This window comes from Streptomyces sp. 7N604 (genome assembly GCF_052245475.1).
In the GTDB taxonomy this organism is placed as follows: domain Bacteria; phylum Actinomycetota; class Actinomycetes; order Streptomycetales; family Streptomycetaceae; genus Streptomyces.
This window is the reverse complement of record NZ_JBQQBX010000073.1, coordinates 1-9,517: the sequence shown is the minus strand read 5'-3', so window position 1 is coordinate 9,517 and position 9,517 is coordinate 1. Positions and strand designations below refer to the sequence as shown.

Here is a 9,517-nt window from a genome sequence, read left to right as displayed (position 1 = left end):
GGGGGTGGCTTTCCGCCCCACCCCGGGGAAAAAAACCCCACAACTCGGCCACCGGCGGTCAGCCCGGCCGATCTTTGCGCTCGGCGGTGCGGCCGTACGATGGTGCCCATGACTGCCACTGCCGCCCGCCGCGTCCTGCTCGCCGCCCCCCGGGGCTACTGCGCGGGCGTGGACCGTGCCGTGATCGCCGTCGAGAAGGCCCTGGAGCAGTACGGCGCGCCCGTCTATGTGCGCCACGAGATCGTCCACAACAAGTACGTCGTCAAGACCCTCGAGAAGAAGGGCGCGATCTTCGTCGACGAGACGGAGGAAGTCCCCGAGGGCAACATCGTGATCTTCTCGGCGCACGGCGTGGCGCCGGTCGTCCACGAGGAGGCCAAGCGCGGCAGGCTCGCCAGCATCGACGCCACCTGCCCGCTGGTCACCAAGGTCCACAAGGAAGCCGTCCGCTTCGCCAACGAGGACTACGACATCCTCCTCATCGGTCACGAGGGCCACGAAGAGGTCATCGGCACGAGCGGCGAGGCCCCGGACCACATCACGCTGGTCGACGGCCCGGACGACGTGAAGAACGTCGAGGTCCGCGACCCGGACAAGGTCGTCTGGCTCTCCCAGACCACGCTGTCGGTCGACGAGACGATGGAGACCGTCGACGCCCTGAAGGGCCGCTTCCCCAATCTCCTCTCCCCGCCGAGCGACGACATCTGCTACGCGACGCAGAACCGCCAGACCGCGGTCAAGCAGATGGGCGCCGAGGCCGACCTCGTCATCGTCGTCGGCTCCAAGAACTCCTCGAACTCCGTCCGCCTGGTGGAGGTGGCGCTGGGCGCGGGCGCCAAGGACGCGCATCTCGTCGACTACGCGGAGGAGATCGACGCGACCTGGCTGGAGGGCGTGAGCACGGTCGGCGTGACGTCCGGCGCCTCCGTCCCCGAGATCCTGGTCGAGGGCGTCCTGGAGTGGCTGGCGCGGCACGGGTTCGAGGATGTCGAGACCGTCACGGCCGCCGAGGAGTCGATCGCCTTCTCGCTGCCGAAGGAGCTGCGGCGCGACCTGAGGGCGGAGGCGGCGGCGCTCGCGGCGCCGTCCTCGCGCGCGGATGCGGAGGCCGAGTCCTCCGGCTCCTCCCGATCGTGAGGCGCTTTCCCCGCCTCTTCCCCGCCTCTTCCCCGCTTCCTCGGCTTCCTCCGCTTCCGGCACGTGAGCCTCCGTCCCTGCCCGTAGCGTTGTCCACATGAACGTATTCGGTGTGGACATCGGAGGGTCCGGCATCAAGGGCGCCCCGGTCGACCTGGACAAGGGCGACCTGGCCGAGGCGCGGCACAAGGTGCTCACCCCGCACCCGTCGACGCCCGACGCGCTGGCCGGCTGCGTCAAGGAGGTCGTGACCCACTTCGGCTGGTCGGGCCCGGTCGGCGTGACGTTTCCCGGTGTCGTCACGGGCGGCACAACGCGTACGGCGGCCAACGTGGACGCGGGGTGGGTGGACCGGGACGCGCAGAGCATGCTCTCCGACCTGCTCGGCCTGCCGGTGACAGTGCTCAACGACGCGGACGCCGCCGGGGTCGCCGAGATGTCCTTCGGGGCGGGCCGCGGCCGCGGCGGCACGGTGATCCTGCTGACCTTCGGCACGGGCATCGGCAGCGCGGTCTTCACGGACGGGAAGCTGGTGCCCAACACCGAGCTCGGTCACCTGGAGCTGGGCGGCCACGAGGCCGAGAAGCGCGCCTCGACCAAGGCCAAGGAGGACGAGGACCTGGGCTGGCACCACTGGGCGCGGCGGGTGGAGAAGTATCTGGCCCATGTGGAGATGCTCTTCTCGCCCGAGCTGTTCATCATCGGCGGCGGGGTGAGCCGCAAGGCGGAGAAGTTCCTGCCGCTGATCGAGGGCGTCAGGGCGGAGATGGTGCCCGCGCAGCTGCAGAACAACGCGGGCATCGTGGGCGCGGCGATGGCGGCCGCGGTGGCGGTGGGGAAGGGCTAGAGCCGGGTACGGGCCGGGCCGGCAGGCCTGCCTTGGCCAGGGGCGCTGAGGGAACGGCCGGGGGCTGTTACGCGCGCTGGGGGTGGTCGGCGGCCGACGCGCTCGCGGGCGTGCTCTGCGCGCGCCGGACCGCCCGGTCCCCCAGCATCAGCACCTTCCGTACGGCCACCGTCGCGCCGGCCGCCAGCGTCCCGCCGTACAGCCACCCCGCCTGCAGCGCGAGCTGCGTGAACACCGCCACCACCGCACCGCCGAGGCCGCCCTCGCCACCGCTGATCGGCTGCAGCCCGGCGGTGAACGCGATCGGTGCGCTGATCGGCGCGGTGATCAGATCGGTGGGGCGCACCCAGAGCCCGCAGGCCACGCAGAGCAGCAGGAACAGCAGCCCGTACACGAAGGACGAGCCGTCCAGCAGCCATGCGTCCAGCACGCCGACAACAAGCATGACCAGCATCGAGAGCAGGCCGCAGCCAAGTCCGGTCAGGCGGGGGCCCGGCACCCGCTCGAGCCGCCGCAGCCGGCGCAGGGTGGCCAGTACGGGGGGCGCGGACCGGCGGGGCGAGGCGCGGTAGACGGTCGCGGACTCCTGCTCGGGCGGTCGGGGCTTGCCCTGGGGCTTACGGGTGCTGGGATGCTCCACTGGACCAACCTAGGTCGCGGAGGAGTGGAAAACCGGCGATGGACACGCCGTTCGCCTGGCCGTGGTGGCCTGTTCGACCGCGCCGTCCGCGCGGCGCGCTCGTGGCCGCCGGGGTCGCGGCTGTCGGCTCGCAGCCACCGGGCTCGGCGGCCGTCGGCTCGCGCCCGCTGTGGCCTCACCGCGTACGGGGCCCGGCGCGCCGCCCGTAGACTGGATGACCGGTCCACCCGCGGGCCGGTCCCTTTCACACATGCTCGCTACGGGAAGTCGCCACGTGTCGCTCACGATCGGAATCGTCGGTCTGCCGAATGTCGGCAAGTCGACCCTGTTCAACGCCCTGACCAAGAACGACGTGCTGGCGGCCAACTACCCGTTCGCCACCATCGAGCCCCACGTGGGCGTCGTCGGCCTCCCCGACCCGCGCCTGGACAAGCTGGCCGAGGTCTTCGGCTCGGAGCGCACCCTCCCCGCCACCGTCGACTTCGTCGACATCGCGGGCCTCGTGCGCGGCGCCTCCGAGGGCGAGGGCCTGGGCAACAAGTTCCTCGCGAACATCCGCGAGTCCGACGCGATCTGCCAGGTCATCCGCGCCTTCGAGGACGAGAACGTGGTCCACGTCGACGGCAAGGTCTCGCCCAAGGGCGACATCGAGACGATCAACACCGAGCTGATCCTCGCCGACCTCCAGACCATCGAGAAGATCCTCCCGCGCCTGACGAAGGACGCCCGACTCCAGAAGGACAAGGTCGCGGTCCTCGCCGCCGTCGAAGCCGCCCAGAAGATCCTCGAGGAGGGCCGCACCCTCTTCTCCGCGGGCATCACGAAGGAGACCGAGCAGGGCGTGCTGCTGCGCGATCTCTTCCTGCTCACCACCAAGCCCTTCCTCTACGTCTTCAACGTCGACGAGCAGGAGCTCACCGACGAGGCCTTCAAGGAGGAGCAGCGCGCCCTCGTGGCCCCGGCCGAGGCGATCTTCCTCAACGCCAAGATCGAGTCCGAGCTGATCGAGCTCGACGACGACGAGGCGCTGGAACTCCTCCAGGCCATGGGCCAGGACGAGCCGGGCCTCGCCACCCTCGCCCGCGTCGGCTTCGAGACCCTCGGCCTCCAGACGTACCTCACGGCGGGCCCGAAGGAGGCCCGCGCCTGGACCATCAAGAAGGGCGCCACGGCCCCCGAGGCGGCCGGTGTGATCCACACCGACTTCCAGAAGGGCTTCATCAAGGCCGAGATCGTCTCGTACGACGACCTCCTCGCATGCGGCTCCGTCCAGGAGGCCCGCGCCAAGGGCAAGGCGCGCATGGAGGGCAAGGACTACGTGATGCAGGACGGGGACGTCGTCGAGTTCCGCTTCAATGTTTAGTCGCGTCCGTGCATGTCGTGGTTAGGCGAAATCCGCAGGCGAGGCGCGGTCGGTTGCTGTGGTGGTCGGCCGCTTTCGGTGTCGCTCTCCGTTGGATTTTCCGTGCACGTCCTGACGTCTCGTCAGTGATGTTCGTGCAGGTCAGGGGAGTTTTCGGTAGTTGAATCCGGGCGGGTTTTCCGGCTGCAGGAATTTCGCCGGATCGTCGGCGTCATCGTCCTCGCGATCGTCGCCATCGCGGCGCTCGTCCCGCCGGTCGGCGCCACACCGACGCCCAGCCTCAAGGACCGCTTCGCCGTCCTGGGCGACGGCCGCGTACTGGTGCGGATGTTCGTGATGTTCCTGTATGGCGTCGCGCAGATGGGCCTCGTCTGCACGTTCCTGCCGGCGACCTCGAGGACAGCGCCGGCGTCTCCACCAAGAGCCTGCCCATCTACCTGCTGATCGGCGGTGTGACCTCGTTCGTCGGCAACGCCCTGGCCCGCGCCCGCCTCGACAAGGGCACCTCGCCCAGGGCCATGCTCGGCGTGGCGCTCGCGGCCGTGGCGGCCATCATCGCCGTCTTCCCCTACGGCGCGTTCAACGCCGTCGCCGCCGGAGTCGTCATCCTCTTCTACGGCTTCGCCGTAGCGCACGTCCAACTGCCGCTGCAGTACCAGCTGATGCGCATCGTGCCGCAGCACACCAGCATCGTGGTCTCGCTGCTCAACTCCGCCCTGTAGCTGGGCACCGCGGCCGGTGCCGCGCCCGGCGGCGCCGTGTTCGCGGGCGCCTCGACGACGGCGCTCACCTGGACGGGTGCCGCCGTGGTGGCCCTGGCCCTGGTCACCGGCGTCGCCACCAAGCAGGGTGCCGCGCCGCAGGCCGCACCGGGCGCCGAGCCCCCGCGCGGCGCACAGCTCCCCGGCTTCGCCCGCCCCCCGGCGCGCCTTTGGGCGCGGGTTGGCACATGCTGGTGATACGAGGTGCGGGCGTCCGTAGCGGGAGGACGCGACATGGTGGGCGAGGAAGCCCCGAGGGCGGCCGGGGCCCGGCAGTCCGGCATCGGCGCCGCGACCCGGCGCCGCCGGACCGGGGACGAGGACGCCCTGGTCACGTCCCTGGCCCCGGTCCTGACCGGCGCCATACGGGTCGGCGGCGGGTACGGCGGCGCGGTCTACCTGCGCTCGCGCGACCGCCGCTCCCTCGTACTGGCCCTGGTCGCCGGGATACCGCGCTCGCTGATCAAGGCGTGGTGGCGGATGCCGGTCAGCGGGGGACTCCCGACCTCCGAGGCGTACCGCACCGAGCAGCCCGTCCACCTGGCGGACGAGGGCGAGACCATGCGCCGCTTCCCGCAGCTGGCGGCCGGGCTGCCCTATCCGTTCGCTTCCTCCTACCTGCCCGTCCGCGCGGGCGACGAGGTCGCGGGCGTCCTGGTCGTCCTCAGATCCACCACGCCCCACGTCGGCGGCGAGGGTCACCAGGACACCGAGGCCCCCGCGGCGGGCAGCGCGCGGCTGCTCGAGGCCGTCGACGCGATCAGCGGCGCCCTGGGGGACCTGGAGGCGAGCGGCTCCCGGGTCGAGTACGACGACGAGCCCGTGAGTGTACGGCTGCCCGCGGCCGTCGTCACCGGCGTACGGGTCGGGCTGATCGACTGGGACCTGGGAACGGGCGCGTTCGCCGCCGACGACGAGGCCTGCGCCGTCCTCGGCGCCGACCCGGCCACCTTCGGCGGGACGGTCGCCGACGTCGAGGCTCTGGTCTACCCCGACGATCTTCACGAGCTGCGCGCCTGCGGTACGGAGGCCGGTGAGAACGGCTGGGTCCGGGCCCGGAAGTTCCGGGTCAGGGACGTGCGCGACGTCCGGGATGTGTTCGAGGGCGAGCCCCGCTACCGGCCGGTCGAACTGTGGGGAGAGATCGTGGAGGGCCCCGGCTCCCCAGAAGTCGATCTCCCGGAACCCGGCTCCCGGGCAGTCGGCTCCCCGGTCGGCCGCGCGGAACCTGGCTCCCGGGCAGTCGGCTCCCCGGTCGGCCGCCCGGAACCCGGCTCCCCAGAAGTCGATCTCCCGGAACCCGGCTCCCGGGCAGCAGGCTCCCCGGTCGGCCGCCCGGAACCCGGCTCCCCGGCAGCCGGCCGCCGCCGCCTCGTCGGCGTCGTCGTCGACGCCGCCTCCGGCACCACCGCCGCAGAGGCCGCCGAGCGCCTGCCCGACGGCGTTTTCTCGCTCGACCAGGACGGCCGCGTCACCTACGCCAACCACCGCTGCGAGGAGCTGCTGCGCCTCGACCGCGACGATCTGCTCGGCCGCTACCCCTGGCACGCGATGACCTGGCTGTCCGACCCCGCCTACGAGGACCGCTACCGCGCGGCGATGCTCTCGCAGGAGCCGACCTCCTTCCTCGTGCACCACCCCGCGGGCGAGTGGCTCGGATTCGTCCTCTACCCGGACGTGCACGGCCTGACCGGCCGGGTCTTCCCGAGCCAACCGCCCCCGCAGGCCGAGGGCGAGGGGGCTCCGGAGCGGGCGGCCCCGGAGCCGAAGTTCCCCGCCGCGGTCGCCGTCCCCGCCGCCCTGACCCGCCCCGGCGCGCTCTACCACGTCGTGCAGATGGCGAGCGTGCTCACCGAGGCCGTGAGCGTACGCGAGGTGTGCGTCGCCGTCGCGGAGCAGCTGCTGCCCGCGTTCGGCGGCCAGGAGCTCGCGCTCTACGTGGTCCGCGACCGGCGCATGTACCTCGCCTGGGAGTCGGGTTACCCGGAGGGCTTCCTCGACCGCTTCGAAGGCGTGTCCCTCGACGCCCACCTGCCCGGCGTCGAAGCCCTGACCTCCGCCGTCCCCATCTTCTTCCAGTCCCCGGGCGACCTGTCCGCCGCCTACCCGGGCATCGCCCTGGACCGGATGCAAGCCTGGGCCTTCCTGCCGCTCATCGCCTCCGGCCACCCCGTCGGTTCCCTCATCCTCGGCTACGACGGCCCCCACGTCTTCACCGCCGACGAGCGGGCCGCGCTGACCGCCCTCGGCGGCCTTGTCGCCCAGGCACTCGAGCGGGCCCGGCTCTACGACGCTGAGTTCACGCTCGCCCGCGGCCTGCAGGACGCGCTCCTGCCGCACCGGCTGCCGCCGGTCGACGGCCTGCGGACGACGGGCCGCTACCTCCCCGGCACCCAGGGCATGGAGATCGGCGGCGACTGGTACGACGTGATCGAGACGGGCCGCGGGATCGCCCTCGTCATCGGCGACGTCGAGGGACACAGCGTGGCCGCGGCCGCGGTCATGGGGCAGTTGCGCAGCGCCGTGCACGCCTTCGCCGCCAGCGACAGCACCCCCGAGGAGGTCCTCAGCCGGACCAACCGGCTGCTCGCCGACCTCGACGCGGGCGTCTTCGCGACCTGCTGCTACATCGAGCTCGACCCGCGTACGGGCCGGGCCAGAGGGGTACGCGCGGGCCACCCGCCGCCCGTGCTGCGCCACCTCGACGGCAGGACCGAGGTGCTGAACCTCGCGGGCGGCACGCTGCTCGGTGTGGACCCGGACGCCGGCTACCCGGTCACCCGGCTGCAGCTGCCGCACGGCGCCGTGCTCGCCCTCTATACGGACGGGCTGGTCGAGCAGCCGGGCCACGACATCGAGGCGGGCGTCGACCAGATGCGGGACGTCCTCGCCCGTACCGGTCCCGACGCCCTGGAGACCATGGCGGACCGGCTCGTCCAGCAGGCCCGCCGCGCCCCGGACCGGCCCGACGACGTCGCCCTGCTGCTCACCGCGTACACCGGGACCTGAGCCGCTTCACCATCCCCGAACCCGGGGCGAGGACCAGCCTCGACCTCCGGCCCTCCACCCCTCCTGCCCTCCTGCCCGCCGGCCCCGCTGCGCCGAACGGCCCAGTCCGCGGGACGCCTTCGGTCCGCCCGGGAAGTCCTGGGCCGTGGTGGGCCTGTGCGAGGAGGACGGTCATGCCAGTGGCGCGCGGCATCGGACGGTGGCTGATCGTCACGACGCTGCTCCTGCTCGCCGCGCTGGAAGTGCTGCTGCTCGTGCTGGTGTTCGTCCCGCTGCCCCGGCGCCCCCTGATCGCCGCCGGCTCCGTGCTGGCCACCTCCTGGTGCACGCCGGTCCTGGGCGCGCCCGCCCTCCTCGGCCTCCTTCTCGTACGGGCCCTGTGGCGCACCCGGGCGGTGCGGTCCGCGCGCTGGGCGGGCTGGGTCGCGCTGACCACCTCGGCCGTCGCCCTGGCGAGCGCCCTCGCGCCGTACGCCGCGGCCTGGGAGACGGCGCGCGATCGCGGCGAAGGCCTGTCCCTGGCCGGGCAGTTCGCAGGACTGAACTACTCCCGCGGCCCGGAGCGCGACCGCACCCTGGTGTACGCGCGCGTGGGCAGGCACCGGATGAAGATGGACGTGTGGCTGCCGGACGGCGGTGCGCCCCGGGTCCCGCGCCCCGCCGTGGTCTGGGTGCACGGCGGAGGCTGGGAGTCCGGCCACCGCAGCCAGACCCCGCGCTGGAACGAGTGGCTCAACGACCGCGGTTACGCCGTCTTCGACATCGAGTACCGGCTCGCGCCCCGGGCCACGCAGCTCCAGCAGATCGGCGACGTGAAGTGCGCGATCGGCTGGGTGCGCCGTAACGCCGCGCGGTACGCCGTCGACCCGGCCCGGATCGTCCTCGCGGGCACCTCGGCGGGCGGCAACCTCGCGCTCTCCGCCGCCTACACCGCCCGCGACAACCGGCCCCGCGCCACCTGCGGCGGCGCCCGCGGCACCGCCGTACGGGCCGTGGTGTCGTTCTACGGGCCGACCGACATGGCCGGCATGATCGCGGGCGGCGCGAACCGTGCCGACCCCAGAGTCCGCGCCTTCATGGGCGGCTCGCTGATGACGGCGTCCGACGGTTTCCGTCTCGGCTCGCCGACCCGGCTCGTACGGGCCGATGTGCCGCCGACCCTGCTGCTGCACGGCAGCCACGACCGGCTCGTACCGGTGGCCCAGGCGCGTGAGCTGAACGCCCGGCTGACCCGGGCCGGCGCGGTGCACGAGTACGTGGAGATCCCGTGGGCGGACCACGCGTTCGACTACAACTGGGGCAACTGGGGCACCCAGATCGCCCGCCCCGCCCTGGCCGACTTCCTGCGCGTTCATGCAGGCCAATGACCAAGTCCACCACATTGAGTGAATCTCTGGCCCGCACTTGCGGCCGACGACCCACGGTTGCCACCCTGTTGCAGTCTGTCAACCAAATGGGAGGGGCACGTGCCTTTCGGTGAGCAGCCTGCGTACCTCCGGGTCGCGGGCGACCTGCGGCAGAAGATCGTCGACGGCTCCCTGCCGCCTCACACCAGGCTCCCGTCCCAGGCCCGCATCCGCCAGGACTACGGCGTTTCGGACACCGTGGCGCTGGAGGCCCGCAAGGTGCTGATGGCCGAGGGTCTCGTCGAGGGACGCTCGGGATCCGGGACGTACGTCCGGGAGCGGCCCGTGCCCCGCCGTGTTTGCCGGACCGGCTCTCCGTCCCGTCCTGGCTACCCCCCCCCTCTTCCTCCAGAG

The 9,517-nt window shown here is 72.4% G+C and carries 9 protein-coding genes; 8 read left to right on the top strand and 1 reads right to left on the bottom strand.

Annotated features, from left to right (window positions below):
* Window positions 1-108: 108 nt before the first annotated feature.
* Window positions 109-1,137, top strand: coding sequence for a 4-hydroxy-3-methylbut-2-enyl diphosphate reductase (locus ACTWP8_RS37880; protein WP_443326592.1), 1,029 nt, complete (start codon window positions 109-111; stop codon window positions 1,135-1,137).
* Window positions 1,138-1,234: 97 nt separating this feature from the next.
* The gene (gene ppgK / locus ACTWP8_RS37875) at window positions 1,235-1,984 is read left to right on the top strand and encodes a polyphosphate--glucose phosphotransferase (protein WP_443326591.1); all 750 of its coding nucleotides are present in this window, start codon (window positions 1,235-1,237) and stop codon (window positions 1,982-1,984) included.
* A 67-nt stretch (window positions 1,985-2,051) separates the two neighbouring features.
* Here the strand turns inward: ppgK and ACTWP8_RS37870 are convergent, their stop codons facing one another.
* On the bottom strand, window positions 2,052-2,624 hold the full coding sequence (locus tag ACTWP8_RS37870; RefSeq protein ID WP_443326590.1) for a DUF6542 domain-containing protein: 573 nt from the start codon (window positions 2,622-2,624) through the stop codon (window positions 2,052-2,054).
* Between the two features lie 274 nt (window positions 2,625-2,898).
* Between ACTWP8_RS37870 and ychF the strand changes: the two genes are divergently transcribed.
* From ychF to ACTWP8_RS37840, 6 genes are all read left to right on the top strand, one after another.
* Window positions 2,899-3,987, top strand: a complete 1,089-nt coding sequence (gene ychF / locus ACTWP8_RS37865) for a redox-regulated ATPase YchF (RefSeq protein ID WP_443326589.1) — start codon at window positions 2,899-2,901, stop codon at window positions 3,985-3,987.
* A 452-nt stretch (window positions 3,988-4,439) separates the two neighbouring features.
* A complete protein-coding gene (locus ACTWP8_RS37860) occupies window positions 4,440-4,709 on the top strand; it encodes a hypothetical protein (protein ID WP_443326588.1) in 270 nt (89 codons plus the stop codon).
* A 36-nt stretch (window positions 4,710-4,745) separates the two neighbouring features.
* On the top strand, window positions 4,746-4,946 hold the full coding sequence (locus ACTWP8_RS37855; RefSeq protein WP_443326587.1) for a hypothetical protein: 201 nt from the start codon (window positions 4,746-4,748) through the stop codon (window positions 4,944-4,946).
* 36 nt (window positions 4,947-4,982) lie between these two features.
* Window positions 4,983-7,757 carry a SpoIIE family protein phosphatase gene (locus ACTWP8_RS37850; protein ID WP_443326586.1) on the top strand — a complete coding sequence of 925 codons (2,775 nt, stop codon included), beginning with the start codon at window positions 4,983-4,985 and terminating at the stop codon, window positions 7,755-7,757.
* Window positions 7,758-7,930: 173 nt separating this feature from the next.
* On the top strand, window positions 7,931-9,124 hold the full coding sequence (locus tag ACTWP8_RS37845; protein WP_443326585.1) for an alpha/beta hydrolase fold domain-containing protein: 1,194 nt from the start codon (window positions 7,931-7,933) through the stop codon (window positions 9,122-9,124).
* A gap of 99 nt (window positions 9,125-9,223) precedes the next feature.
* The coding region (locus tag ACTWP8_RS37840; protein WP_443326584.1) for a winged helix-turn-helix domain-containing protein at window positions 9,224-9,517 on the top strand (294 nt) is incomplete at its 3' end.